We start from the raw sequence: 23,813 nt of genomic DNA, 5'->3' as shown, positions 1-23,813 counted from the left end.
CGAAGTTGCGCCCCGTGAGGCGGAGGCTTGCCGACGTTCACGAAGTTGCGATTGGGTTTTTGCAGGCAAGGCTGACAGACTTTCCTTTGTCCGGTGGCGTATTGGCGCTGGCGGAGCAAGGGGAGGTCCGGCATGACGCTCTTCAACATTCTGCGCCGGTTGGGCTCATGCGCCGGATGGCTGCGTATGGCACTGGTGCTCCTGGCTTTCGCGCCAGTGACGGACAGGGCACGCGCCCAGCAGGAACTGACCCAGGAAGTGGATGTCGCCCTCGTTCTGGCCGTCGACATTTCCTACTCGATGGACTTTGACGAACAGCGTCTCCAGCGGCAGGGCTATATGCGGGCAATCACCTCGCCGGAGGTGCTGGAGGCTGTCCGCAGCGGTCTGACTGGCAGTATTGCGGTGATCTATGTGGAATGGGCGGGCACCTTGTCCCGCTCTGTCCTCGTTGACTGGCATGTGATCTCGGATGAGGCCAGCGCGCAGCAATTCGCCGATGCGCTGGGCGAAGCACCCATAAGCCGCGCCTACCGCACCGCCATCGGCGATGCGTTGCTGTTTTCCGCGCAGCAATTCGAAACACTGCCCTACAGTGCCGCGCGTAAGGTCATCGACATATCCGGCGATGGGCCGAACAATCAGGGCACCTATGCACCCGTTGCACGCGACCAGGTTGTGGCGCAGGGCATCATCATCAACGGTCTGCCACTGCAGCTGAAGGACGTGCGGCCGGGTTGGTTCGACATGGAAGATCTCGATCGCTACTACGAGACCTGCGTCATCGGTGGCCCCGGCTCCTTCATCGTGCCAGTCCGGGGTGCGGAGCGTTTTGCCGAAGCGGTGCGCCGCAAGCTGGTGCTTGAAATCGCCATGCCGGTCCAGCCCCTGCCCGAAGCACCGGACGGACCCCGGCTGATCCGGGCAGCCGATGGCATCGATCCCTTCTGCCTGGAAGGTGAGCGGCGCTGGCAGCAGCGGCGCTACCTATACGAGGAGCCATAATCAGCTTTGTTCCTTGCGGCATCTTCCTGTGATCGCGGCTCAGCTCACGCTTTGCGTTTCCCGCACAAGGCGCTAAAGCTGTTGCCGTGATTTTGATGGTGCTTTTGCGCCAGAGTGAGCTTGCGGGAGATGATGCGGATGGAGGCTGAACGTCCGGTGCTGGCCCTGGTGGCCCATGACGCCAAGAAAGACGCCATGGTTGCCTTCGCGCAGCGCAATGAGGAAAAGCTTGCAGCCTTCCGGCTTGTCGGCACAGGCACCACGGGCGGTCGCATCAAGGCGGCTTGCCCCAGCCTTGACCTGACGCCCCTGAAAAGCGGCCCGCTGGGCGGTGACCAGCAGATCGGCGCCATGATTGCCGAAGGCCGCCTTCATGGGTTGATCTTCTTTGCCGACCCACTTTCTCCCATGCCGCATGATGTGGACGTGAAGGCCTTGCTGCGTCTTGCGCTGGTCTACGACATCCCGATGGCACTCAACCTTTCGACCGCCGAAATCCTGCTGCGTTCTGCCCGTCTTACGGGCCTTCGCACCTCCTCCGATACTCCAGAAGTGGCCGGTCCGCGCACATGAGCCTGACTGTTACCCGCGAACGCCCGTTCGCCTTCCCCGTTCTGGTGGGCGACGTGGGCGGCACCAACGCACGCTTTGCCCTTGTGCTGGATGAAGCAACGCCCGCCGTCAAGCTGCCGTCCCAGCCAACGGCCGCTCATCCGGATATCAACGCCGCCATCCGCGCCTGCCTTGAGGGGCAGGACGTGCCTGCGCCACGCTCGGCGGTCATTGCCGTGGCAGGTCCCGTCACCGGTGACCGTATCCCGCTGACCAATGCCAAGTGGGTGGTGGAGCCGCTGCAAATGATCGCCGGCCTTGGCCTTAAGGACGTGGTGATCCTCAACGATTTCGAGGCGCAGGCGCTGGCGTTGCCCGGCCTTTGCGGGGAAGATGTCGAGCAGATCGGCGGCGGTGAACCGCTGTCCGGCGCTTCCAAGTTCGTGGTGGGTCCCGGCACAGGTCTGGGCGCTGCGGCGATGATCTATGCTGCGGACACCTGGGTGCCTGTGCCCGGTGAGGGCGGGCACGTGGAACTGGGCCCAGTGACGCCGGAAGACTATGAGATCTGGCCGCATATTCCGCGCAACGGCGGGCGCATCGGCGCCGAAGAGGTGCTGAGCGGCACTGGCCTGCCACGCCTTGCCGGAGCCGTTGCCAGTGCCCGCAAGGCGGAGCCGCGCTTCAACTCTGCGGCGGAAATCACGCAGGCTGCCAGCGCCGGGGATCCGGTGGCGGTGGAAACGCTGGAGGTCTTCGCCCGCTGCCTTGGCCGTGTGGCGGGGGACTTCGCCCTTTCGGTTCTGGCGCGGGGCGGTGTCTATATCGCGGGCGGCGTGTCGTCCCATATCGCGCCCTTCCTGCGCAAGGGCGGCTTCCGTGCGGCTTTCGAAGCCAAGGCTCCCCATGCGAAGCTGATGGCCTCCATCCCGGTATTCCTGATCCATCACCCCAATCCGGCGGTAGACGGACTTGCTGCCTACGCCCGCAACCCGGACCGCTTTGCCGTCGGCACCAAGGGCCGCCATTGGTCCGCACAAGGTTGATGGTTTGGGCGGTGTGATCTTTATGCGGGACCTCTCCGCCCCTCCCTCCTGGTGCTGCCGTGTTTACATCTGACCGCCAGTCAGGCACCAGTTCCTCTCCCACCCAAGGGGGAGAGGGGCGCTGCGGCAAAAGGAGAGAGCATCTGATGTCTGACTGGCGGTCACCGCCTCTGCCTATTGATGCGGCGCTGCCGGAACTGCTGGCAGCGCTTGAGGCGGGCAGCAATGCTGTGCTGGTGGCAGAGCCCGGTGCAGGCAAGACGACCCGTGTGCCGCTGGCGCTGCTGGAGGCACCCTGGCGCGATGATGGCCGTATTCTCCTTCTGGAACCTCGGCGCCTTGCTGCCCGTGCTGCCGCCCGGCGCATGGCTGCAAGCCTTGGCGAGGAGGTGGGCGGCACTGTCGGCTACCGGGTGCGCATGGAAAGCCGTGTCAGCGCCCGCACCCGCATCGAGGTCATCACCGAGGGCGTATTCACCCGGATGATCCTGGATGACCCGGAGCTTGCCGGCGTTGCCTGTGTGCTGTTTGACGAGTTCCATGAACGCTCGCTCGAAGGCGACCTCGGCCTTGCACTGGCGCTCGATGTGCAGGGGGCGCTGCGTGACGACCTGAGGCTGGTGCCCATGTCGGCAACGCTGGATGCCGCCAGTGTCGCAAGGCTGCTCGGCGGTGCGCCAGTCATCGAGAGCAAGGGCCGCAGCTTCCCGGTTGAAACCCGCTATCTCGGCCGCAAGGCGGAAGAGCGGATCGAGCCGCAGGTGGTGCGGGCGGTGCGCAAGGCGCTGGCCGAGGAGCATGGCTCGCTGCTGGTGTTCCTGCCCGGCCAGGGGAAATCCGCCGGGTGGCCGAGGCGCTTGAGGGGCAGGTGCCTGCCAATGTGCGCATTGCCCCGCTCTATGGCGCGCTCGATGGCAAGGCACAGGATGCTGCCATCCGTCCGGCAAAAGACGGCGAGCGCAAGGTGGTGCTGGCCACCTCCATCGCCCAGACATCGCTTACCATCGAAGGTGTGCGCACGGTGATCGACAGTGGCCTCTCCCGCGTGCCGCGGTATGAGCCGCAGACAGGGCTGACGCGGCTGGAAACCGTGCGGGTGTCACGTGCAACGGCAGACCAGCGCCGGGGCCGTGCGGGCCGTACGGAGCCGGGAGTGTGCTACCGGCTCTGGGACGAGGCACAGACACACGCGCTGATGCCGGCTGAACGGCCGCAGATTCTGGAAGCTGATCTTTCCTCGCTGGTACTGGATCTGGCAGCCTGGGGCACGGCGGACCCGGCCACGCTGTCCTTTCCCGATGCCCCTCCCTCCGGTGCCTGGGCAGAAGCGCGCAGCCTGCTGACGCAGCTTCACGCCCTTGATGCCGAAGGCCGCCTGACGCCGCATGGCCAGCGCCTTGCCCGTCTGCCCATCGAGCCGCGTCTGGCGCATATGATCGTGGAAGCTGAGGCGCTGGGCCTTGGACGGCTGGCGGGAGAGGTCGCGGCCATCCTGTCCGAACCCGGCCTTGGCGGCATGGATGTAGACCTGCGCGAGCGGGTGAGACGCCTGCGCCGTGACAATGATCCGCGCAGCCGCGATGCCCGCGCCCTTGCGGCCCGCTGGCAGAAGATGGCAGCCGAAGGCAGCGCGAAGACGGAGCAGGACAGCGGTGGCGGTGCGCCGGAACTGGCCGGCGAAGTGCTGGCACTGGCCTTTCCCGAGCGGGTGGCACAAAGACGCGGCCAGCGCGGGCGCTTCCGCCTTGCCAATGGGCGGGGGCGGAGCTGCCGGAAGAGCATGCGCTGGCCGCTGAGCCCTTCCTTGCCATTGCCGATATTCAGGGCAAGGCCCAGTCAGGCCGCATCATGCTGGCAGCGCCGCTTGGGCTTGAAGCCATCGAGACGATCTTTGCCGCCGATATCGCGGAGGCTGATGACGTGCGGCTGGAGCCTTCCGGCCTCGTGCGGGCGCGCCGTGTCGTGCGGCTGGGCGCGCTGGAACTTGCCTCCCGGCAGATCACCAGCCCGGATGCGGCGATGGTGGCAAAGGCGCTTCTGGGGAAATTGCCCGGCGCGGGGTTGCCCGTCTGCCCTGGAGCAATGATCAGCTGCGCCTGCGTGCCCGCGCCGGGTTCGTGCGTGCTGCGGGTGCTGAGCATCTGCCGGACCTTTCCGACGCTGCCCTTCAGGAGACGCTGGAAGACTGGCTGCTGCCCTATATGGCCGGATCTACCCGTGTTTCGGACGTGGATGCCGCCTGCCTTGGCAACGCGCTGGCCGGACTGCTGGGGTATGGCGGCGCAGCGGAGATTGACCGGCTGGCGCCATCGCATTTCACAGCGCCCACCGGCTCGCATGTGCCGATTGATTATGGGGCGGAGAGCGGCCCCTCCATATCAATCCGCGTGCAGGAGCTGTTCGGTCTCGCCCGGCATCCCTCCGTTGCCGATGGCCGCATTCCGCTGACGCTGGAGCTGCTGTCACCCGCTCACCGGCCCATTCAGATCACGCGGGATCTGCCGGGCTTCTGGGCAGGGTCCTGGGCAGATGTGAAGGCGGAAATGAAGGGCCGCTATCCGCGCCATCCCTGGCCGGATGACCCGGCATCCGCAGAGGCGACAAGACGCGCCAAACCACGTGGAACGTAAATTCAAGCCCGTGCGGCGCCTGAGCAAGTTCAAGGCGTGATGCGTCAGCATCTCAAAGCCTTGGAATAAGAGCTTCGCGGTCGCTTATCGGCAGTCTTCGTGGTAGATCTGCGTCAACTTCAGTTCCAAGAGAGTATCTGCCATGACCGCCGCCGCCTTTGATCCCAAGGATATCATCGCCCGTTTCACTGCAGGCGAGGGCTTCCCGGAGGCTGACGTCCGCGAATGCCTGTCCACGCCGTCTGCCTCCGTTCCGGCGCTGATGGCCATCCTGGAAGACCGCGTGGCGGGTGGCACGGGTGAGCTCAGCCAACTCGACGAGAAGGGCGATGCCTGCTTCCTCGCAATTCACATCCTTGCCGATCTCAAGGTTACCGCTGCATTCCAGCCGCTGATGCGCCTTCTGCGCAGCACAGACCAGGATCTTGAAGCCCTGTTTGGTGACTGCCTGATCGAAACCATGGGGCCGATTCTGATCGCCCTCAATCCGGGCGGCTACAGCGTTTTCGAGGAAGGGTTCTCCGACCGCACGGCGGACGATTACGCCCGCGATGCCATGATGGTGGCCTGGGTCTATGGCGTGCTCTCCGGTGAAGTGCCGCGCGAACATGCGCTTTCCGTGCTGAAGGCCTTCCCGAAGACCGTGCGCCCGGCTCCGGACAGCTATCTTTGGGGCAGCTACATCGGTGCTGCCGGTGACCTTGGCTTTGAGGAACTGGAGGAGCCGATCGCAAAGCTGTTCACCGATGGCTCGATCATGATGGACGAAGGCGGTTTCCGTCCGGTGGACCCGGAGGACTTCGCCCTTCATCTGGAAGCGGCCAGCCTGTCGGAAGAAAACGAAGAATCCCGTGAGCTCTGGATGGCATCGAACCGCTATTTCCCCTTCGAGGACACGGTCGAGCTTCTGGGCGAATGGTCCTGGGATGGCGATGAAGACGAGTGGATGGATGTGCCCTTCCTGGAAGCTGCCGAGGACGAAGAGCCCTATCTGCCGAACTGACGGGCGCTGGCTGCCGGTCCTTGCTGTCTACTGCTTTGCCCTCTGCTGCCTTGCGGTGCTTGCCCCGCTGGCCGCAGGGCAGGCAATGGCCCAGGACATGGGCAGCCGCTTCCGCATTGGCGTGGTCACGGCCGGGCGCGATGATGCCCGGTCCGAGGCCGAGCCCTTTCGCGACGAGCTGGAATACCGTCTTGGTCTTCCGGCTGACCTTTTTCTCATGGATACACTGGGCGAACTGACGGACGCGCTCATTGCTGGTCACGTGCACTATGGCCGTCTGTCGGCCAGTGCCTATGCCGCGGCGCAGAAGGCCTGCGGCTGCATTGAGCCGCTGGCCGCGCCACGGGACGGAGACGGTGCAGACGGCTTTCACGCCATCCTGGTGGCCAAGGCTGGTGAAGTGGCCTCTCTGGAGGCGCTGGCGGGAAAGCGGTTGACCGTTGGTCCTGCCCGCTCCACGGCTTCCTTCCGCGTGCCGCTTGCCGGTCTTGCGGCCTCAGGACACGATCCCCGCCAGTTCTTCTCCGCGTTTGTTCCGGTCTCAGGCCCCGAAGAGGGTCTTGCCGCGCTCTATGACGGTCTGGCCGAGGGCGCGCTGGGCTGGTCCACATTGCTCGGCGAAGCAGACACCGGCTACAGCGCCGGAACCCTGATGCAGGCCTATGACAGGATAAGGCTGGATGTGGGGCGCCTGACCGTGGTCTGGCAGTCGCCGCGCATTCCCTTTGCCGTGCATGTGGTGCGCTCCGATCTGGCTCCAGAGCTGAAGGACCGGCTGCGGCAGATGCTCTCCGCCCTGCAGGACGAAGCGCCGGGCGCCTACTTCGCCATTGAGCCGGACTTTGGCGGGGGCTTCGTGCCGGTGCTGCCGGAAGATTTCTCCGCAGTGATGCTGCCGCTGGAGCCGCAATGGCAGGCGATGCTGAAAGACATCGCGGACCAGCAATCCAGTGCTCTTGCACCCGTGCCGGAAGACGGCGCGGCAGGGGATCTGCCGCCGCCGTGAACCGGGCTGTTGTTTATGCCCCCAGCGCCTTCAGCGTATGCCGCCGGATCATTTCTTCCTCGTTGGCTGGCACCACCATGAGGGTGACGCGGGAGGCAGGAGTGGAGATGATGCGGGCACTTGCGCGGTTGGCGCCGTCATCAAGCTCCGCACCCAGCCAGCCGAGCGGCGCGCAAACGTCGCGGCGGACATTGACCGCATGCTCGCCGATGCCGCCGGTGAAAACTATGGTGTCCACGCCATTGAGAATGGCCGCCATGGCGCCGATTTCGCGGCGGACGCGGAAGGTGAAATACTCGATGGCCTTGCGGGCCGCCTCTGTTCCGGCAGCTTCCAGCTCGCGCATATCCTGGCTGAGGCCGGACAGGCCCTTGAGGCCGGACTGCTTGTAGAGCAGATCCGATATTGCCTCAGCGCCCATGCCCTTTTCCTGCATCAGATAGAGCAGGACGCCCGGGTCCAACTGGCCGCAGCGGGTGCCCATGGGCAGGCCGTCCAGCGCGGTGAAACCCATGGTGGAGCCGATGCTGCGCCCGTTCTCAATGGCGCACATGGAAGCTCCGTTGCCAAGGTGAGCGACAATCAGCCGGCCTTTTGCAGCCTCAGGCACCGTCTCGGCCAGATGCTGCGTGATGTATTCATAGGACAGGCCGTGGAAGCCGTAGCGCCGCACGCCCTCGTCATAGAGGGAGAGCGGCAGGGCGAAGGCATCACTCACCCAGGGGTGATTGCGGTGGAAGGCCGTGTCGAAACAGGCCACCTGCAGCGCATCGGGAAAAGCCTTCTGCGCGGCACGGATGCCCGCGAGGTTATGCGGCTGATGCAAAGGTGCAAGGGGAACGAGGCGCTCCAGATCAGCCATCACGGTTGCATCAATGACGGCAGGGGCCTCAAATCCGATGCCGCCATGTACCACCCGGTGCCCGGCGGCTGAAATCCGCAGGCCCTCGAAGGCCTCACGGATGAGGCCTAGAACCGCAGAAAGGGCCGCTTCGTGCCCGGTTGCCGCAACAGCTTCGGCAGGAGCCTCCAGAGTAGCGTCAAGCCGCGTGCCATCGGCTGGCCGCTGTGCCTTCAGCCGCATGGTGGTGCTGCCGATGCCTTCGACCTGGCCTTTCATGAGCTCAGCCGAGCCCTGATAGAGGTTGAATTTCAGCGATGAGGAGCCAGCATTCAGCACCAGTATCGCCTGATCCATCTGTGCTCTGCTCATTCGGCGGGGTCCATGTCACCGCTAACGGCCGAGGAGCCCGTGGTCAGCCAGTGCTGATAGAGCAGGGCCAGCGCGCAGGAGGCAAGACGTGCCCGGTCATCATCGGCGCGGCTGGTCAGGATCACCGGCACCTTGGCCCCGGCAACGAGACCAGCTGTCTCGGCATGGGCGAGGAACGTCAGTTCCTTGGCCAGCATGTTGCCTGCCTCAAGGTTCGGCACGATCAGCACTTCCGCCCGGCCTGCCACCAGTGAATTGATGCCCTTGGTCCGGGCGGCCTGCAGATCGATGGCATTGTCCATGGCCAATGGCCCGTCCACGAGGCCGCCGGTAATCTGGCCGCGCTCGGCCATCTTGGACAGGACGGCGGCGTCGAGGCTGGAGGTGATGGCCGGATTCACCGTCTCGATGGCCGACAGAATGCCCACCTTCGGCTCTGCGAGGCCAATGGCGTGGCCGACGTTGATGGCGTTCTGGATGATGTCCACCTTGGTCTCCAGATCCGGCGCGATGTTGATCGCCGCATCGGAAATGAGAACAGGCGTGGGGTGGCCGGGTACATCCATGACGAAGACATGGCTGATGCGCCGCCGTGTGCGCAGGCCGCCATCACGCTTCACCACATGTTTCAGCAGGAGGTCGGTGTGCAGATGCCCCTTCATGACGGCGGAAACGCGGCCCTCATGCACCATGGCAACACCACGTGCGGCGGCGTCGGATTCGTCGGGTACATGCTCAATTTCGAAAGCGTCCAGCGGCGCCTTCAGGGACTGCGCGGTCTTTTCGATCTTTGCCCGGTCACCAATCAGGATGGGGCGGATCAGGCCTTCGTTGGCAGCCAGAAGCGCGCCGCCCAGCGAGTTGGCGTCTTCGGGAGCAATCACTGCCGTTGCCAGCGGCGGCAGGCGGCGGGCGGCACTGATGAACCGGTCGAAATGGCGGTGCCGCTCCAGCAGCAGCGACGGCAGGTCCGCCGTGTCAAAGGTGATCTGCTCATCGGGAGCGGTGACGATGGCGATGCCGTCCGCCACGGCCGTACCATCGGCACGGGTGACCCGCGTCGCAAGCCGCACGATCCGGTCAGCTTCCTTGGCCAGCACCTGCACGCTGACGTTCAGCGTGTCGCCCAGAAGGACGCGGCCATGGAAGGAAAAGGTCTGGCTGCGGTAGATGGTGCCGGGGCCTGGCAGGATGTTGCCCAGGACGGCTGAGACAAGCGCGCCAATCCACATGGAGGGCGCGAAGGGCGGCTCACCTGTGCGCACACTGCCCTCCGCCTTCGGCAGATGCAGCGGGTTGGTGTTGCCGGAGGCGTGGGCGAAGATATAGAGGTCGTTCGCAGTGCAGGTTCTTGAAACGGTTGCCGTTTCGCCAATGGTGATCTGTTCGTAGGTGCGGTTGCTCGCCATGCGTTCTGCCTCGGTCTTACCTATGCCTGCCGTCTGTCACAGCATCGCATGGCTTTTCGCAGCGATGATGACAGCTGCCCATGACACAGCTCAAAGGCGCCTGACGAAAATTTTGGCGCCCTAATTAAATGTCACCTTGTTGCTCAGCCGCGGCAGCAGGAAATAAGTGTCTTCCATGAAAATGGATGCAGCGCGCGGGAAGAGGCTCTGCGCCATGCTGGCGAACAGGGGAGTGTAAGTGCTGCTGGCGCGGCCAATGACAATGCTGGTTCCCGCTTGCGCTGTTCCTTCAGGGAAGTTTACCGGCGGGGCCGAGCCTTTGCTCCAGGGGTGCCGCCAGCCTGATTCACGCTCCAGTCCACAGTTGCCTTGCCTCTTGAGTCAAAGCTCACGCTTGCAATCACCACTGTGAGGTCATCTGCGGGAAAAGGCTCCATGATGGCTCGGGCTGCCACCATGATGTCGTTCATCTCGGCAGAGGATAGGCTTGATGATTGCGACACCAGATCAGCCATCGAAAAGGCAACCTGAGAAATCTTGCGCTTATAGCTGAGCGCTGTCGTGGTCTCTGCCATGCCGATCATCAAAATGAGAAGGAACGGCAGGATGAGCGCAAATTCGACGGCTGCCACACCCCGCCGGTCCCGTATCAGGCGGCGGGTTGAAGATGCGCATGCAGTCAGGGCTTTGCGCATGGGGACGAGCAGGGTGCGGGGGCTGACCATGGGAAAGGCTCATTGCGGAAGACGGCGGTGGAAAACAGCAGACGTTCCATGTTGCCGGTGTCTCCAGCATTCGTCTGCAGCAGTGAGGTGAACATCGGCCACCGGTAAAGCACCCGAGCGACGACAATCTGTCCGCCGTTGCCGGTGGCATAGCTGGACCGGCCCGTCGTGTTGCCGTCTGCATCAACAAGATCCGGCAAGGCAATCTGCGAGAAGCTGTTGAAGACCCGGACATCGACTTCAAGACGGCTTTCGTTGCAAAGGGCTGTTGTAAGCTGCTGGCAGATGGCCGTCTTGAACTCAGCTTCGTTCAGACCTTGTTTCTGCGCCTGGCCGGTCTTGATCAGCCGGGTCGCATCCGCCACCGAGTTATCCAGGACCCGGTTGATGAAGAAGGCAAGGCCAAACTCGATAATGGCAAAGACAACGGCCAGGAACGGCATGGCGACAATCGCAAACTCGATCGCCGTTGCTCCGGAACGGTCACGCCGGAACGCGCGGAACAAGCTCCGTACTTGTTTGCGCTTGTTTTCCTGCTGCACCTTCTGTCTTCCCCTGTCCAGAACACTTTCAATGAAAGCGGAGCTATTGAAAGTGCTCGATCTGTTTGTCTGCACACAATTCCGGACGTCGCTCAGGCCCCGGCTTTGCTGGCCCTGCTCTAGCGCGGCATCGGCAGGCCCGAGGCTTCCTTGCCCACAGCCTGCAGTGCCATCTGATCACGCTGCGTAATCTGCTCGGCAACTGTCGAGAAAGCCTCCTTGCCGTCACCCGTTACAGGTATCGCGGCGCAGTTCGGCGCGCAGCTGTAGCTGTAGCGTGTGTCTTTGCGCGTCACCGTGACGGTGTTCTGCGACCCGGCGGTGACGAAAAGCGGCTCGTCGATGATCGGCTGGGAGTCAGCATCCAGTATGATCAGGTTCGTGGTGCCCGCTGACTTGCCCGTGACCACGACCGTGTAACGGTCATGCATGGTGACGGCGGCAAAGACCGGGTTGCCGACAATCACGGTGCTCGCAGGCTGCTCGATCCGGAAGACCTTCGACTGGTCTACAGGGACAGAGACACCCTCAGCGGCCATCAGCGCGACCGGCAGCAGGACAGCCAGTCCAGCCAGTGGTGCAAGCGCCCGTGCTGCAAGCGCCCGTGCAGCAAGCGAATGTGTGATGCGCGGCATGTCTCACTCCATCAGGGCCATAAAGGTCATGAATCCCGTCAATCATGACGTTGTTTGGTGAATGAAACCCTAATGAGAAGCTCCAGTTTCTAAACGGCATGGTGCCATGGATAAGTATCGATACTTAGGATTATTTGGGAAATTATAGGAAAATTTTACCGATAAAGGAAGCTCTTCATTAACCATTAAAGTAACATCGGGGCGTCTTATGATAAATGCCGATAATTTTAACTAGATAGAAACATGGGGGCCGTAGCGTCAGCTCAAGTTCGATCGGCCGGAAACAAGGCCGGCGGGCGGAGCTGTCAATCATGTGACGTTGGAGCAAACCAGATGAAGAAGCTTTTTGCGCGTTTCGCCAAGGATGAATCCGGCGCAACCGCCATTGAATATGGCCTGATCGCAGGTCTGATCTCAGTCGTGATCGTGGGTATTCTGCAGGCGACGGGCGGTTCGTTGACTGCAGTGTTCACCAATGTGAACACTGCTCTTCAGGCCGCAGTGGGTGGTGGCGGCAACTGATCCGCATCAGTTAATCGCATGCCTCGTCTTCTGGACGGGGCGGGGCATGCGTCACCCGAAGGCTCGGGCCCTGAGATGCCTGAGTGTGTCAGGGCCTGGCCTGCCAGTATATCTCTAACCTGCTATTGAAGCTCAAACCCGGTGAAACAGGATGATTGAAGCAGCCCTTCTTGTCGTCTTTCCGGTTTTGGCCGCTTTCGCTGCCTCGTCTGATCTGTTGACCATGAAGATCCCCAACAGGGTGTCTCTCCTGCTCGCCGGTGCTTTTTGCATCCTGGCGGCCGCGACGGGCATGCCTGTTTCTGCCTTTGGCCAGCATCTTGCCGCTGGGGCGCTCGTGCTTTCCGTCTGTTTCGGGATGTTTACCATGGGCTGGATGGGGGCGGTGATGCCAAGTTTGCCGCCGCTGCTGCGCTCTGGTTCGGACTGGGCCAGTCCCTGACCGAGTTTCTTCTTCTCACAGCAGTCTATGGCATGGTGCTTACGCTGGGTCTCTTGCAGTTGCGCCAGATGCCATTCGTTCCAAAAATGCTCGGACGTCATGATTGGTCTGCGCGGTTGCTTGATCATAAATCCGGCATTCCCTACGGAATTGCCATCGCAGCGGCGGCACTTCACGTCTATCCCTCCAGTTATTGGTTCGGCTTGATCGGTTAATGTGCCGACCGTAACCTTTGCATGACTAAATTTACTTCTTCAGCTGAACGCAGGAGCGCGCCGCAAGCGGTTAATACGGGTTAACCAATTCTCCTCACTCTTGGTTAACTATGTTTTGACGAATTGCCTGCCACACTATCAACAAGCCTGCGAAGGGCTGAATTGTGTTGGTGGATGAGTTGCGATGAAACATGCAAGGCTTCTGGTGCTCGGCATCGCGATCGGCGCGGGACTTCTCGCGGCGCGCATGGTGATATCGTCGCGCGCTCCCGAACAGCCTGCGCCTGTTCAGGCAGAGGTTACCGTCCAGCCCACGGTCCCTGTTCTCATCGTCACCCGCGACATCAAACCTGGCGAGTTGCTTCAGCCTCACGATCTGAAGTGGACCGATTGGCCACGTGACGTGGTGCCAGCCGGTGCCATCACCCGCGACCAGCAGCCTGAGGCAGAGCTCTCGATGGCGGGTCAGATTGCGAAGACGCCGCTCTACAATGGTGAGCCGGTGCGCGAGCAGCGCCTGATCACCGCGGCCAATGGTTACATGGCATCCGTTCTGCCCAAGGGCATGCGCGCAATCGCAGTGTCGGTCGAAACGGAAACGATGGCTGGTGGTTTCATCCTGCCGGGCAACAAGGTTGACGTGATCCTCACAAGAACCGTTCAAGGCAGTGTCACCACCGCTGTTTCCGAAACGATCCTGCAGAACGTCAGAGTTCTGGCCATCGACGCGATCGTTGCCGGAGAGCGGGATGTCAAGATTCTGGAGCCTGAGCGCACCGCCACACTCGAGCTTTCTCCGGAACAGGCCGAGATGATTGCTCAGGCACAGCAGCTCGGCAAGATTGCCCTCACGTTGCGCAGTGCCCAGGATTCTGCTGATGGCGATGTCGAGGATACGCCGCGCAGAGGCAACGACGGCGTCAGCTTCGTGCGCTACGGCGTTTCCAGCAATGGCGCAGGACAGTGAGGCCGCGATGCGTATTGATGGCGGGACAGCAACCGGGAAGGAAAAGGCCATGACTGGGAGATGGCTGGCCGTCATGCTGCTGGCAGCACAAGTGGCTCTTGGCACTCTCCTGGGCGCCCCGGCGCCTGCCGCGGCACAAGGCTTCCCCAAATCGGTCAGCATCGCCGCAGGCGAGGGCGGGCGAGCGTATCCTGCGTGTCGGCCTTGGCCGCTCCGTGGTGGTCGATATCGCCGAAGATGTGGCGGATGTGCTGGTGTCTGAGCCGGAGATCGCAAATGCCACGGTGCGCAGCCGCAACCGCATCTATGTTGTTGGCAACAAGGCGGGCCAGGCGAGCGTGGTGCTCTTCGGCACTTCCGGCCGCGAGATCGCAAGCTTCAGCGTGCGGGTTGAGCCGGATACATCGGACCTGAACGCCATCATCCGCAAGCTGATGCCGAACACGGATATCCGAGCGGATCTCGCTCAACGGAAGCGTGGTCCTGACGGGCACGGCGCAAAGCACAGGGGATGCACAGAAGGCGGCTGACCTGGCAGCACGGTTTCTGGCGCAGTCCGGAGGCAGTGGCGGTCAGGGCGGTTCTGAGCAGGCCGTGCTCAACATGATCACTGTCGGCGGCAAGGATCAGATCCAGCTCAAGGTGACCGTTGCCGAGGTCGACCGTTCTGTCATCAAGCAGCTCGGCGTCACCATGTCCGGAACGCTGTCGAGTGGCAGTTTCGGCTTTGGAATCGCCAATGCGGCCAGCTTCCCCGTCAATACCGGGATTACATCCCAAGGCAGCCTTCTGGGGAGCTTCTCCTCTGGCGGTTCCACCTTTTCGGCCCAGCTCCGCGCCTTGCAGCGCGATGGTGTCATCCGCACTCTGGCCGAGCCGACACTGACGGCCATTTCCGGCGAGAACGCCAGCTTTATTGCGGGCGGCGAGTTCCCCATTCCCGTGAGCTATGACAACGACAAGCTCGGCATCGAGTTCAAGAAGTTCGGTGTCGGCCTGGATTTCACGCCCATTGTTCTGAACGAAGGCAATGTCAGCCTCCGGATCAAGACGGAAGTCAGCGAGCTTTCGGATGAAGGGGCGGTGATGACAGGTGGCATCACGATCCCGGCGATCAAGGTGCGCCGGGCAGAATCGACAGTTGAGCTTCCCTCCGGCGGCACGCTGGTGATGGCGGGCCTGCTGAAGGAGAGCTACCGGCAAACCGCGAGCGGCGTGCCCGGTCTCATGCAGATCCCCGTGCTGGGGGCATTGTTCAAGAGCCGCGACTTCCTTCGCCAGCAGACGGAGCTGGTGGTTTTCGTGACCCCCTATGTCGTCAAGCCGGTGGCGCAGAGCGCGCTTGCCCGGCCGGACAGCAACTTTGCGCCTTCTTCCGACGGTGAGGCCATTTTCTTCAATCAGCTGAACCGGGTGTTCAACACCGCCGGGGCTCCGGTTCCGGGCAGCTATCAGGGCCAGGTGGGGTTCATCTATGAATAGGGAACAGACCAAGCGCTCCGTGAAGGGGAAAATTGCCATCGCCGTTTGTGCGGCAGCGGTTCTGGCGGGATGTCAGACCCAGCCCACGCCTGCAGTCATGGCGTCCAACGACTACCGGGTCAGGCACCCGATCATGATCTCCGAGCAGGCGGAAGTGCTCGACATTCAGCTCGCTGCCTCGGCGCGCAACCTTGGGCGTGACTATGCGGCCCGCATTGCGCAGTACGGAGCAGAGGCACGTGCCTCGGGTGCGTCCACGGTCGAAGTGCTGGTCCCGTCTGGCTCGGCCAACGAGATCGCCGCCAGTACGGTTGTGCCGCAGATCCGGGCGGCGCTTGTGCAAGGTGGCGTGGCGCAGCGGAACGTGCAGGTCCGCAGCTATGGCGTCGCTGATGCCCGTCTCTCCACGCCCGTCCGCCTTTCCTATGCAAAGATGAAAGGGGCGGTGGGACCTTGCGGCACCTGGCCGGAGAATATGGCCAGCACCATCGGCCCGAACAACGACTATTATGACTTCGGCTGCGCAACGCAGTCCAATCTCGCCGCCATGGTCGCCAATCCGGCTGACCTCATGGGCCCGCGCGCGATTGGAGCTTCGGACCAGAACAGGCGCGGCGTTGTGCTCGAGAAATACCGCAAGGGCGAGCAGACGGCGACCGACTACAAGGAAGGTACCGGTGCCAATGTCTCCGGCGTGGGCAACAACTGACGGCATGGCAAGGAGGGCGGCATGAGCAATGCAAGCGGCCAGAACTGGGCCATGCAGGAGCCGGAAGACGGGCTTGCCGGCGAGGCATCCTATAAGCCTGTGCAGGACATCCGCCCGGTGCCGCGCATTTCCATGCAGGCCTTCTGCATGGACGCGGAGACGGCGCGTACAATCGAGGCTGCGGGCGAAGACCGCCGTATGACCAAGGCGCACCTGAAGGTGCACATGGGTGGCATCCAGGCGGCTATCGAGCACTTCTCGCAGGCTCCGACGCCCAATCTGATCGTGATCGAGTGCGGCGCGAGTCAGCAGAGCCTTATCGCAGATCTGGACCGGCTGGCCGAATATTGCGACGCGGGCACCAAGGTGATCGTTATCGGGCGCATCAATGATGTGGCGCTTTACCGCGATCTGATCCAGCGTGGGGTCAGCGAGTATCTCGTGGCGCCTGTCACAATCCTGCAGGTCATCGGTGCTGTTGGCGGCCTCTACAGCGATCCTCAGTCCGAACCGCTGGGCCGGACCATGGCCTTTTTCGGGGTCAAGGGAGGATGCGGCTCCTCGACACTGTCGCACAATGTGGCATGGAGCCTCGCTCGTGCATTTGGCAGTGAGGTCGTGCTGGCTGACCTTGACCTGCCGTTTGGGACGGCTGGCCTTGACTACAATCAGGACCCGCTTCAAGGGGTCTATGAAGCCGTTTCGGCGCCCGAGCGGCTGGATGAGACTTTCCTCGACCGCATTCTGTCGCGCTGCACGGATCATCTCAGCCTTCTGGCCGCTCCCGCTTCTCTGGAGCGCGGCTACGATTATTCAGAGACCTCGTTTGACCCGCTGGTGGATGTGATGCGGCAGGGCACGCCAGCCATTGTGCTGGATCTGCCTCATGCCTGGAACAACTGGATCCGTCATCTGCTGCAGATCTCCGACGACGTGGTGATGGTGGCAGAACCGGACCTTGCAAACCTGCGCAATGCCAAAAACCTGGTCGACACTCTGAGGCAGATGCGTCCCAACGACCAGCCGCCTCATCTGGTGCTGAACCGTGTCGGCATGCCGAAGCGGCCTGAGATCAAGCCGGAAGAATTTGCCAAGGCTCTCAATCTGCCTGTCCTGGCATCGATTCCTTTGATCCGCATCTGTTCGGGACCGCCGCCAACAATGGCCAGATGATTGGCGAGCTGGATTCCCGCCACGCGGTGAATGACCTTATTTCCCAGATTGCCCATTCGGTCTCTGGCCGGGGTGAAATCAAGCGGGGCCGGCGCTCGCCGGTGTCGGCCCTTATGGACCTGCTCAGGAAGGGCAAGTAACGGCTGTAAGGCCGCAGGAGCAAGAGCTGCAGATGTTTGGCAGGCGCGGTACCCCAACAAGCGGAACGGAGCAGGGCGGTAAGATCCGCCCGGCCGCACCTGTTTCGCGTGCGCCGGATCAGGCATCGCAGTTGATCAACGATCTGCGTGATGCTCCGGTGGCATCTTCCCGGCCTGCTGCACAGTCCTCTGCTTCGCAGGCAGAGGCGCCAGCGGAAGACCGGCTGCGCAAGCGCTCGGCTGAATATTACGCCACGAAGGCTGCCATTTTCAGCGCGCTCGTCGAGGCGATTGACCTGTCGCAGCTGAGCCGCCTCGGGCCGGAAGACGCGCGTGACGAAATCCGCGATGTGGTGAATGACATCATCGCGCTGAAGAACGTGGTCATGTCCATTTCCGAGCAGGAAGACCTGCTGGAGGACATTTGCAACGACGTTCTGGGCTACGGGCCGCTGGAGCCGCTGCTGGCACGTGACGACATTGCCGACATCATGGTCAATGGTGCCCACACGGTTTACATTGAAACCGGCGGCAAGATGCAGAAGACGGGCATCTCCTTCCGCGACAATGCGCAGCTGATGAATATCTGCCAGCGCATCGTCAGCCAGGTGGGCCGCCGCGTTGATGAATCGAGCCCGATCTGCGACGCCCGCCTGCCGGACGGTTCGCGCGTCAACGTCATTGCGCCGCCGCTTGCCATTGACGGGCCTGCGCTCACCATCCGCAAGTTCAAGCGTGACAAGCTGACGCTCGACCAGCTCGTCCGCTACGGGTCGATCTCGCCGGAAGGTGCCGTGGTTCTCCAGATCATCGGCCGGTCGCGCTGTAACGTGCTGGTCTCGGGGGGCACGGGCTCAGGCAAGACAACACTGCTGAACTGTCTCACGGCCTATATAGACACCTCCGAACGCATCATCACATGTGAAGACTCTGCCGAACTGCAGTTGCAGCAGCCGCATGTGGTCCGGCTTGAAACCCGTCCGCCGAACCTCGAAGGTGAAGGCGAGGTCACGATGCGCGATCTCGTCAAGAACTGCCTGCGCATGCGGCCGGAACGCATCATCGTCGGCGAAGTGCGCGGACCGGAAGCTTTTGATCTGCTGCAGGCCATGAACACCGGCCATGACGGCTCCATGGGCACGTTGCATGCCAACTCGCCCCGTGAAGCGCTGTCGCGTCTTGAGTCCATGATCACGATGGGCGGCTTCTCGCTGCCCTCCAAAACACTGCGCGAGATGATTGTGTCTTCCGTGGACGTGGTCGTTCAGGCCGCCCGCCTGCGCGACGGGTCCCGCCGTATCACACACGTCACCGAGGTGATGGGAATGGAAGGTGACGTGATCATCACGCAGGACATCTTCCTTTACGACATTCTTGGCGAAGATGCGCAGGGCCGCATTCTTGGCCGGCACCGGTCCACCGGCATTGGCCGTCCACGGTTCTGGGACCGCGCCCGGTATTATGGTGAGGAACAGCGGCTGGCTGCGGCGCTTGATGCCTCCGAAGCGCCGGAGATGGGCTGATGGAGATCTTTGGTGTCACCCTCAGCCCTGAGATGACCAATCTTGCAGCTGCGCTTCTGGTGGCCCTCAGCATCGGCAGCGTTCTCTATGTGCTGCTGGAACCGTTGCTCAATGGATCACGCAAGAGAAAAGAGCGTCTTGAGACGATTTCGGCGCGGGAAGTCTCTGCTGTCGACCGCCGTCCGCAGCGGGATGCGGACCGGCGCCGCAAGTCGGTGCAGGACCAGCTCAAGGAGTTCGAGGACAAGCAGAAGGCGCGCCAGAAAAAGCCAGCAGCATGCCGCTTGCTGCAAGGTTGGAGCAGGCAGGCCTCGACTGGGAACGCAAGCACTTCATCTATTTGAGCGCCGCATGTGCTGCGGTGTTGCTGTTTCTGGGGTTGATCATCTCGGGCGGGTCGTTGCTGATTGCGCTGGCTCTCGGTTTCGTCGGTGCCTTGGGCGTGCCGCGCTTTTATCTCAACATGCGGCGCAAACGGCGCCTCAACAATTTCATCGATGAGCTGCCCAACGCCGTGGACATTATTGTGCGCGGCGTGCGTGCGGGGCTTCCGTTGACGGACTGCATCCGGATCGTGGCTGCAGAATCGCGGGAGCCTGTGGCCACCGAGTTCCGCAAGATCGTCGAGGCGCAGGTCATGGGCATATCCTTGACGGATGCTGTCGCCCGAATGCCGGACCGGATACCACTGCCGGAAGCCAATTTCTTCTCGATTGTCGTTGCGATTCAGCAGCAGGCCGGTGGCGGCCTGTCTGAGGCGCTCAGCAACCTTGCAAAGGTTCTCCGCAGTCGAAAGACGTTGAAAGGGAAGATCAAGGCGCTTAGCGCAGAGGCCAAATCTTCCGCTGCAATTATTGGGTCGTTGCCAATTGTTGTGTCTCTAATTCTGTATACGGTAGCCCCAAAGTACATAACTCTCCTTTTTACGACGACGGGAGGTCATTACATCCTTGCTGGCAGTGCTATCTGGATGTTCATGGGGGTTCTCGTCATGCGCAAAATGATCAATTTTGACTTTTAGGGGGAAGACATGGTGTTTTTCGGCTTCTTCCTGGACACTCAGTTCCTCATCGCGCTGCTGACGATGGTTGCGGTCGCTGGCACAGTGTTCGCGCTGGTCTTGCCTGTGCTGGAGCGTGATGGCCTGAAAAGCCGAATGAAGTCGGTTGCGCTCGAACGCGAGAAGATGCGCGCCCGCGAAAGGGCCCGTCTTGCCACAGAGAAGGCGGAGACCCGTGTCTCCTTGCGCAACCAGCCGAAGGACCGGGTCCGCAATCTGGTGGACAGGCTCAATCTCAAGGCGGCGTTTGCTGACGAGCAGACGAATGACAAGCTGCGCATGGCTGGTTTCCGTGGCCCTGCGCCGCTCTACACTTTCGTCCTGTCCAGGCTCGTGGTGCCTGTTGTGCTTTTCCTGCTGGTGCTTTTCTACGGCTTTGCGGTCATGCCGGCATCTCTGCCGCCCCTGACCAAATTTTGCATTGCGCTCTTTGCCGGCGGCGTGGGCGCGTTTCTGCCCAATCTCTATGTGCAGAACCTCATCACAAAGCGTCAGCAGTCAATCCGCCGGGCTTGGCCGGATGCACTGGATCTGATGCTTATCTGTGTGGAATCCGGCATGTCCATCGAGGCGGCTTTCCGCCGGGTGGCAGAGGAAATTGGTATCCAGTCGGTGCCGCTTGCCGAAGAACTGACGCTTACCAATGCCGAACTGTCCTTCCTGCAGGAGCGGCGGCAGGCCTATCTCAATCTGGCGGCCCGTACGGGTGTTCCAGCAGTGAAGAACGTCACCATGGCGCTCATTCAGGCCGAGCGCTACGGCACGCCGGTTGGTCAGGCCTTGCGGGTCATGTCTGATGATGTGCGCGAACAGCGCATGCAGGAGGCAGAGAAGCGGGCAGCCTCGCTGCCGCCGAAGCTGACCGTGCCGATGATCATCTTCTTTCTGCCGGTCCTGTTTGCCGTGATTATGGGACCCGCGATCATGCAGGTAATGGACACTTTCCGCTGAAGAAGCGCTCTGCTCAGCCTTGCCGTTGAGGGCTGACTTGCCGTGTCTTCTGGGCGGCGAGAACGGCGCGCAGATAGGCCATGTTGGCCTCCGCCTGCTGTGGGTCCAGTTCATTGAGCGCCACCTGCTGGGCCTCGGCGAACTTCCCCTGCAGACCCAGCGCCAGTGCGAGATTCTGGCGGATGCGGCTGTCAGCACGCGGACTTGCGGCAGCGCGGCGCAGATAATATTCCGCGTCCGGCGCCTGACCTGCCAGTAGGAAGGACAGGCCCAGATTGTTGAGCACAGTCGGCTCTTCCGGCACGATCTTCAGGGCCTGATTGTAAAGTGCCCGTGCCCGCTGCGGATTGCCCATCTGGTCATGTACGGCGCCTTCGGCCGAAAGCAGGCGCCAGTCCGGGTTCGCCGGTGTCTGGGCATTCTGCAGCACATTCAGGGCTTCCTGCAGGTTGCCGTTGATGGCGAGGATCTTGCCGTAGGCCGATGCAATGTCCCGGTCTGAGCCGTGCTTGATGATGGCGGCACGCAGCACAGCCATGGCCTGTTCGGACTGCCCATTGCGGCGCAGGGCATTGGCAAAACCGATGATTACCTGCCGGTCATCCGGGCTGCGCTGGTAGGCACTGGACCATGCGGAAACCTCTCGCATGGCTTCGGCAGACCCGGGCTGCACGTATGCGGCAGTGGCAGAGGAATTGGTGCTGGTCTGTTGCCGGGTGGAGTTGCAGCCGGCGGCCAGGATCACGGCGAGTGCGGTCATGGCAATGCGGCAAGCTTTCGCCGCGCGATGCCTTGTCCGGAGTTTCCCAGCCTGTTCCATGGACAGCTCCCTGTGCGGCCTACTGTTGCGGCCTGCTGCTGCGGCGAGGCCTGCCGATTTGACTCGATCACAGAAATAGCTTGTTAACCCTAATGCATGGTTAACCTGCCGCAGATTGCAAAAGCTTAATGCCTGGAAGCATTTGCACGTGATTGCATTCGCTGCTCCGGGGCATTACCACTTGTGTCAATCCTGAAGGTCATTGGAAGGAAATGAACATGCCTCATGCTCTTCTGCCTGGCGATGCCAGCCTGACGCCGGTGCCTGTCGAGGCCGTAACTCCGGCGACTTTGCCCGATGTTCTGGCCCGGATTGGCGGGACGGCAGAGGCATGGGCCAGCCTGCAGGGTTACAAGGCCGCCGCAGGCTCTGTCCTGCTGGTTCCGGCCGCTGATGGAACGCAGGCTGCGGCGCTTTTCGGGCTTGGCGACAATGGCCTGATTGATCCCTTCGCGCCTGGCGCACTGGCAAATGCACTGCCCGAAGGGGACTACGTGCTGACCGAAGGCTTCCCGGATGCGGAGACTGCGCTCGTCGCCATCGGTCTGACTGCGTACCGCTTTACCCGTTACCGTTCTGAAATGCCCAAACCGCTGCCACGTTTCCGCGTCGCCGATGAGGCGGTGCTGACCCGAGTAGCCCGGATCGTGCGTGCGGTGTCTTTGGCGCGTGATCTGGTCAACACGCCCTCGAATGACATGGGGCCGGACGAACTGGAAGGTACGGCTCGTGCCCTGTTCAGCGCTCATGACGGGGCTTCAAGCGTCATTTGCGGGGATGCGCTGATCGAGCAGGGCTTCCCGATGATCCATGCGGTGGGCCGGGCCAGTCCCCGTGCGCCGCGCCTCATTGACTGCACCTGGGGTGATGAAAGCCATCCGAAGATCACGCTGGTTGGCAAGGGCGTGGTGTTTGACACCGGCGGTCTCGACATCAAGCCCTCCAGCTCCATGCTGCTGATGAAGAAGGACATGGGCGGGGCGGCCAATGTGCTGGGTCTTGCTTCGCTGATCATGGATGCCCGCCTGCCGGTGCGCCTGCGCGTGCTCATTCCGGCAGTGGAAAACGCCGTCTCGGGCAACTCCTTCCGTCCCGGCGACATCCTGCCAAGCCGAAAGGGCCTGACCATTGAGATCGGCAACACCGACGCGGAGGGCCGTCTGGTTCTCGCCGATGCACTGACGCTGGCCGACGAGGAAGAGCCGGACCTTCTGATTGACATGGCGACCCTGACCGGTGCGGCGCGTGTGGCGCTGGGCCCGGATCTGCCGCCCTTTTACACCGGCGATGAGGCCCTTGCGGGCGAGATTTCCGCGCATGCGGTGAAGGTCAATGACCCGCTGTGGCGTCTGCCGCTGTGGCAGCCTTACATGAAGTATCTCGACAGCAAGTGTGCCGACATGAACAATGTCAACCAGTCTGGCGGTGGCTTTGCCGGGTCGGTGACTGCGGCGCTGTTCCTGTCCCGCTTCGTCGCTAAAGCCAAAGCCTGGGCGCATTTCGACATCTTCGCATGGACGCCTATCGATCGGCCCGGCAAGCCCTACGGCGGTGAGGCGCAGGCTATCCGGGCGCTGTTCTCCCTGCTGGAAGCGCGCTACGGCGCAGGTAAATAACGCATCCGAAACGATTTCGTGCTCTTCTCCGGATCTGAACAGGATCTGGGGAAGCGCCTTACATGGCAGTGGACATCCGCGCCTCGCAGGCGCTCAGGCTGTGGCACGAAGTCAATCTTGAACTGGTGCGCGACGGGGAGCAGGATCTCTCCGCCCGCCAGATGACGATCCTGCTCACGGTCTATCTGGAACCGCCTCCGCACACCGTGCGCGGGCTGGCGGCAAAGCTGAACGTGACCAAGCCCGCCATCACCCGTGCGCTGGACACGCTGGGCAGCATGCGGCTTCTCTCGCGCAAGCGGGATGAGGCCGACAAGCGCAACGTCATCATCACCCGCACCGTTGAAGGCGCGCTGTATCTTGACCGGCTGGGCGATCTGGTGTCCGAAAAGGCCAAGGAACTGCCGCGCTGATCCTCCTGCTTCGA

23 protein-coding genes and 2 pseudogenes are annotated in these 23,813 nt (G+C 62.3%); 18 read left to right on the top strand and 7 right to left on the bottom strand.

The genetic code is table 11. The features are described 5' to 3' along the window. Positions 1-132: 132 nt before the first annotated feature. From ACQB61_RS16090 to ACQB61_RS16065, 6 genes and pseudogenes are all read left to right on the top strand, one after another. Positions 133-1,005 carry a DUF1194 domain-containing protein gene (locus ACQB61_RS16090; protein WP_430513439.1) on the top strand — a complete coding sequence of 291 codons (873 nt, stop codon included), beginning with the start codon at positions 133-135 and terminating at the stop codon, positions 1,003-1,005. Positions 1,006-1,134: 129 nt separating this feature from the next. Beyond that, the gene (locus ACQB61_RS16085; RefSeq protein WP_430513438.1) at positions 1,135-1,578 is read left to right on the top strand and encodes a methylglyoxal synthase; all 444 of its coding nucleotides are present in this window, start codon (positions 1,135-1,137) and stop codon (positions 1,576-1,578) included. Then, positions 1,575-2,603 (top strand): glucokinase, encoded by a 1,029-nt coding sequence (glk, locus tag ACQB61_RS16080; protein WP_430513437.1) that lies wholly within the window; start codon positions 1,575-1,577, stop codon positions 2,601-2,603. The genes ACQB61_RS16085 and glk overlap by 4 nt, the downstream gene beginning before the upstream one ends. Before the next feature lie 146 nt (positions 2,604-2,749). Further along, positions 2,750-5,233 (top strand): annotated as a pseudogene (gene hrpB / locus ACQB61_RS16075) (ATP-dependent helicase HrpB). Between the two features lie 142 nt (positions 5,234-5,375). After that, positions 5,376-6,236 (top strand): DUF1186 domain-containing protein, encoded by an 861-nt coding sequence (locus ACQB61_RS16070; protein ID WP_430513436.1) that lies wholly within the window; start codon positions 5,376-5,378, stop codon positions 6,234-6,236. Between the two features lie 85 nt (positions 6,237-6,321). Next, positions 6,322-7,242, top strand: coding sequence for a phosphate/phosphite/phosphonate ABC transporter substrate-binding protein (locus tag ACQB61_RS16065; RefSeq protein ID WP_430513435.1), 921 nt, complete (start codon positions 6,322-6,324; stop codon positions 7,240-7,242). 13 nt (positions 7,243-7,255) lie between these two features. On the opposite strand, the gene ACQB61_RS16060 is transcribed toward ACQB61_RS16065, so the two are convergent. The 5 genes from ACQB61_RS16060 to ACQB61_RS16040 all read right to left on the bottom strand — a co-directional run bounded on the left by ACQB61_RS16060 (position 7,256) and on the right by ACQB61_RS16040 (position 11,766). Beyond that, positions 7,256-8,455: an acetate/propionate family kinase gene (locus tag ACQB61_RS16060; RefSeq protein WP_430513434.1), complete on the bottom strand. Its 1,200-nt coding sequence runs from the start codon at positions 8,453-8,455 to the stop codon at positions 7,256-7,258. Then, the gene (locus ACQB61_RS16055) at positions 8,452-9,864 is read right to left on the bottom strand and encodes a bifunctional enoyl-CoA hydratase/phosphate acetyltransferase (protein WP_430513433.1); all 1,413 of its coding nucleotides are present in this window, start codon (positions 9,862-9,864) and stop codon (positions 8,452-8,454) included. Before ACQB61_RS16055 ends, ACQB61_RS16060 begins: the two co-directional genes overlap by 4 nt. Positions 9,865-10,163: 299 nt before the next feature. Beyond that, entirely contained in the window at positions 10,164-10,496 is a 333-nt protein-coding gene (locus ACQB61_RS16050) for a TadE/TadG family type IV pilus assembly protein (protein WP_430513432.1), read from the bottom strand. Between the two features lie 47 nt (positions 10,497-10,543). Continuing rightward, entirely contained in the window at positions 10,544-11,095 is a 552-nt protein-coding gene (locus ACQB61_RS16045; protein ID WP_430513431.1) for a TadE/TadG family type IV pilus assembly protein, read from the bottom strand. A 155-nt stretch (positions 11,096-11,250) separates the two neighbouring features. Then, positions 11,251-11,766: a pilus assembly protein N-terminal domain-containing protein gene (locus ACQB61_RS16040; protein WP_430513430.1), complete on the bottom strand. Its 516-nt coding sequence runs from the start codon at positions 11,764-11,766 to the stop codon at positions 11,251-11,253. 333 nt (positions 11,767-12,099) lie between these two features. Between ACQB61_RS16040 and ACQB61_RS16035 the strand changes: the two genes are divergently transcribed. Then, the gene (locus ACQB61_RS16035; protein WP_430513429.1) at positions 12,100-12,288 is read left to right on the top strand and encodes a Flp family type IVb pilin; all 189 of its coding nucleotides are present in this window, start codon (positions 12,100-12,102) and stop codon (positions 12,286-12,288) included. 132 nt (positions 12,289-12,420) lie between these two features. Here the strand turns inward: ACQB61_RS16035 and ACQB61_RS16030 are convergent, their stop codons facing one another. Then, the gene (locus ACQB61_RS16030) at positions 12,421-12,906 is read right to left on the bottom strand and encodes a hypothetical protein (protein ID WP_430513428.1); all 486 of its coding nucleotides are present in this window, start codon (positions 12,904-12,906) and stop codon (positions 12,421-12,423) included. A gap of 223 nt (positions 12,907-13,129) precedes the next feature. Here ACQB61_RS16030 and cpaB point away from each other — a divergent pair, with 223 nt between their 5' ends. The 9 genes and pseudogenes from cpaB (at position 13,130) to ACQB61_RS15985 (ending at position 20,950) form a co-directional block, all read left to right on the top strand. Next, complete coding sequence (cpaB, locus tag ACQB61_RS16025; protein WP_430513427.1) at positions 13,130-13,912, top strand: Flp pilus assembly protein CpaB; 783 nt, start codon at positions 13,130-13,132, stop codon at positions 13,910-13,912. A gap of 98 nt (positions 13,913-14,010) precedes the next feature. Beyond that, on the top strand, positions 14,011-14,442 hold the full coding sequence (locus tag ACQB61_RS16020) for a pilus assembly protein N-terminal domain-containing protein (RefSeq protein ID WP_430513426.1): 432 nt from the start codon (positions 14,011-14,013) through the stop codon (positions 14,440-14,442). A 73-nt stretch (positions 14,443-14,515) separates the two neighbouring features. Further along, positions 14,516-15,394 carry a type II and III secretion system protein family protein gene (locus ACQB61_RS16015; protein ID WP_430514394.1) on the top strand — a complete coding sequence of 293 codons (879 nt, stop codon included), beginning with the start codon at positions 14,516-14,518 and terminating at the stop codon, positions 15,392-15,394. Further along, positions 15,387-16,103 carry a CpaD family pilus assembly protein gene (locus ACQB61_RS16010; protein WP_430513425.1) on the top strand — a complete coding sequence of 239 codons (717 nt, stop codon included), beginning with the start codon at positions 15,387-15,389 and terminating at the stop codon, positions 16,101-16,103. Before ACQB61_RS16015 ends, ACQB61_RS16010 begins: the two co-directional genes overlap by 8 nt. Before the next feature lie 21 nt (positions 16,104-16,124). Continuing rightward, positions 16,125-17,416 (top strand): annotated as a pseudogene (locus ACQB61_RS16005) (AAA family ATPase). A 32-nt stretch (positions 17,417-17,448) separates the two neighbouring features. Continuing rightward, positions 17,449-18,939: a CpaF family protein gene (locus tag ACQB61_RS16000; RefSeq protein WP_430513424.1), complete on the top strand. Its 1,491-nt coding sequence runs from the start codon at positions 17,449-17,451 to the stop codon at positions 18,937-18,939. Beyond that, a complete protein-coding gene (locus tag ACQB61_RS15995; RefSeq protein ID WP_430513423.1) occupies positions 18,939-19,283 on the top strand; it encodes a hypothetical protein in 345 nt (114 codons plus the stop codon). The genes ACQB61_RS16000 and ACQB61_RS15995 overlap by 1 nt, the downstream gene beginning before the upstream one ends. After that, on the top strand, positions 19,217-19,960 hold the full coding sequence (locus ACQB61_RS15990; RefSeq protein WP_430513422.1) for a type II secretion system F family protein: 744 nt from the start codon (positions 19,217-19,219) through the stop codon (positions 19,958-19,960). The genes ACQB61_RS15995 and ACQB61_RS15990 overlap by 67 nt, the downstream gene beginning before the upstream one ends. A 9-nt stretch (positions 19,961-19,969) precedes the next feature. After that, positions 19,970-20,950, top strand: coding sequence for a type II secretion system F family protein (locus tag ACQB61_RS15985; RefSeq protein WP_430513421.1), 981 nt, complete (start codon positions 19,970-19,972; stop codon positions 20,948-20,950). 13 nt (positions 20,951-20,963) lie between these two features. On the opposite strand, the gene ACQB61_RS15980 is transcribed toward ACQB61_RS15985, so the two are convergent. Beyond that, entirely contained in the window at positions 20,964-21,710 is a 747-nt protein-coding gene (locus ACQB61_RS15980) for a tetratricopeptide repeat protein (protein WP_430513420.1), read from the bottom strand. Positions 21,711-21,988: 278 nt separating this feature from the next. Here ACQB61_RS15980 and ACQB61_RS15975 point away from each other — a divergent pair, with 278 nt between their 5' ends. Both ACQB61_RS15975 and ACQB61_RS15970 read left to right on the top strand, forming a co-directional pair. Then, positions 21,989-23,386 carry a leucyl aminopeptidase family protein gene (locus ACQB61_RS15975; RefSeq protein ID WP_430513419.1) on the top strand — a complete coding sequence of 466 codons (1,398 nt, stop codon included), beginning with the start codon at positions 21,989-21,991 and terminating at the stop codon, positions 23,384-23,386. Positions 23,387-23,448: 62 nt separating this feature from the next. Continuing rightward, entirely contained in the window at positions 23,449-23,799 is a 351-nt protein-coding gene (locus ACQB61_RS15970; protein WP_430513418.1) for a MarR family transcriptional regulator, read from the top strand. Positions 23,800-23,813: the final 14 nt, after the last annotated feature.

The sequence above is a fragment of the Pannonibacter phragmitetus genome (assembly GCF_050510895.1).
GTDB classification, from domain to species: Bacteria; Pseudomonadota; Alphaproteobacteria; order Rhizobiales; family Stappiaceae; genus Pannonibacter; species Pannonibacter phragmitetus_B.
The sequence above is the reverse complement of the archived record's forward strand: the minus strand, read 5'-3'. Positions and strand labels throughout refer to the sequence as shown.

Bases quoted from the DNA above. Each gene is read 5' to 3' on its own strand.
- ACQB61_RS16090 (WP_430513439.1), top strand. From the start codon at position 133: ATGACGCTCTTCAACATTCTGCGCCGGTTGGGCTCATGCGCCGGATGG.
- ACQB61_RS16085 (WP_430513438.1), top strand. From the start codon at position 1,135: ATGATGCGGATGGAGGCTGAACGTCCGGTGCTGGCCCTGGTGGCCCAT.
- glk (WP_430513437.1), top strand. From the start codon at position 1,575: ATGAGCCTGACTGTTACCCGCGAACGCCCGTTCGCCTTCCCCGTTCTG.
- ACQB61_RS16070 (WP_430513436.1), top strand. From the start codon at position 5,376: ATGACCGCCGCCGCCTTTGATCCCAAGGATATCATCGCCCGTTTCACT.
- ACQB61_RS16065 (WP_430513435.1), top strand. From the start codon at position 6,322: ATGGCCCAGGACATGGGCAGCCGCTTCCGCATTGGCGTGGTCACGGCC.
- ACQB61_RS16060 (WP_430513434.1), bottom strand. From the start codon at position 8,455: ATGAGCAGAGCACAGATGGATCAGGCGATACTGGTGCTGAATGCTGGC.
- ACQB61_RS16055 (WP_430513433.1), bottom strand. From the start codon at position 9,864: ATGGCGAGCAACCGCACCTACGAACAGATCACCATTGGCGAAACGGCA.
- ACQB61_RS16040 (WP_430513430.1), bottom strand. From the start codon at position 11,766: ATGCCGCGCATCACACATTCGCTTGCTGCACGGGCGCTTGCAGCACGG.
- ACQB61_RS16035 (WP_430513429.1), top strand. From the start codon at position 12,100: ATGAAGAAGCTTTTTGCGCGTTTCGCCAAGGATGAATCCGGCGCAACC.
- cpaB (WP_430513427.1), top strand. From the start codon at position 13,130: ATGAAACATGCAAGGCTTCTGGTGCTCGGCATCGCGATCGGCGCGGGA.
- ACQB61_RS16015 (WP_430514394.1), top strand. From the start codon at position 14,516: ATGATCACTGTCGGCGGCAAGGATCAGATCCAGCTCAAGGTGACCGTT.
- ACQB61_RS16010 (WP_430513425.1), top strand. From the start codon at position 15,387: ATGAATAGGGAACAGACCAAGCGCTCCGTGAAGGGGAAAATTGCCATC.
- ACQB61_RS16000 (WP_430513424.1), top strand. From the start codon at position 17,449: ATGTTTGGCAGGCGCGGTACCCCAACAAGCGGAACGGAGCAGGGCGGT.
- ACQB61_RS15995 (WP_430513423.1), top strand. From the start codon at position 18,939: ATGGAGATCTTTGGTGTCACCCTCAGCCCTGAGATGACCAATCTTGCA.
- ACQB61_RS15990 (WP_430513422.1), top strand. From the start codon at position 19,217: ATGCCGCTTGCTGCAAGGTTGGAGCAGGCAGGCCTCGACTGGGAACGC.
- ACQB61_RS15985 (WP_430513421.1), top strand. From the start codon at position 19,970: ATGGTGTTTTTCGGCTTCTTCCTGGACACTCAGTTCCTCATCGCGCTG.
- ACQB61_RS15980 (WP_430513420.1), bottom strand. From the start codon at position 21,710: ATGACCGCACTCGCCGTGATCCTGGCCGCCGGCTGCAACTCCACCCGG.
- ACQB61_RS15975 (WP_430513419.1), top strand. From the start codon at position 21,989: ATGCCTCATGCTCTTCTGCCTGGCGATGCCAGCCTGACGCCGGTGCCT.
- ACQB61_RS15970 (WP_430513418.1), top strand. From the start codon at position 23,449: ATGGCAGTGGACATCCGCGCCTCGCAGGCGCTCAGGCTGTGGCACGAA.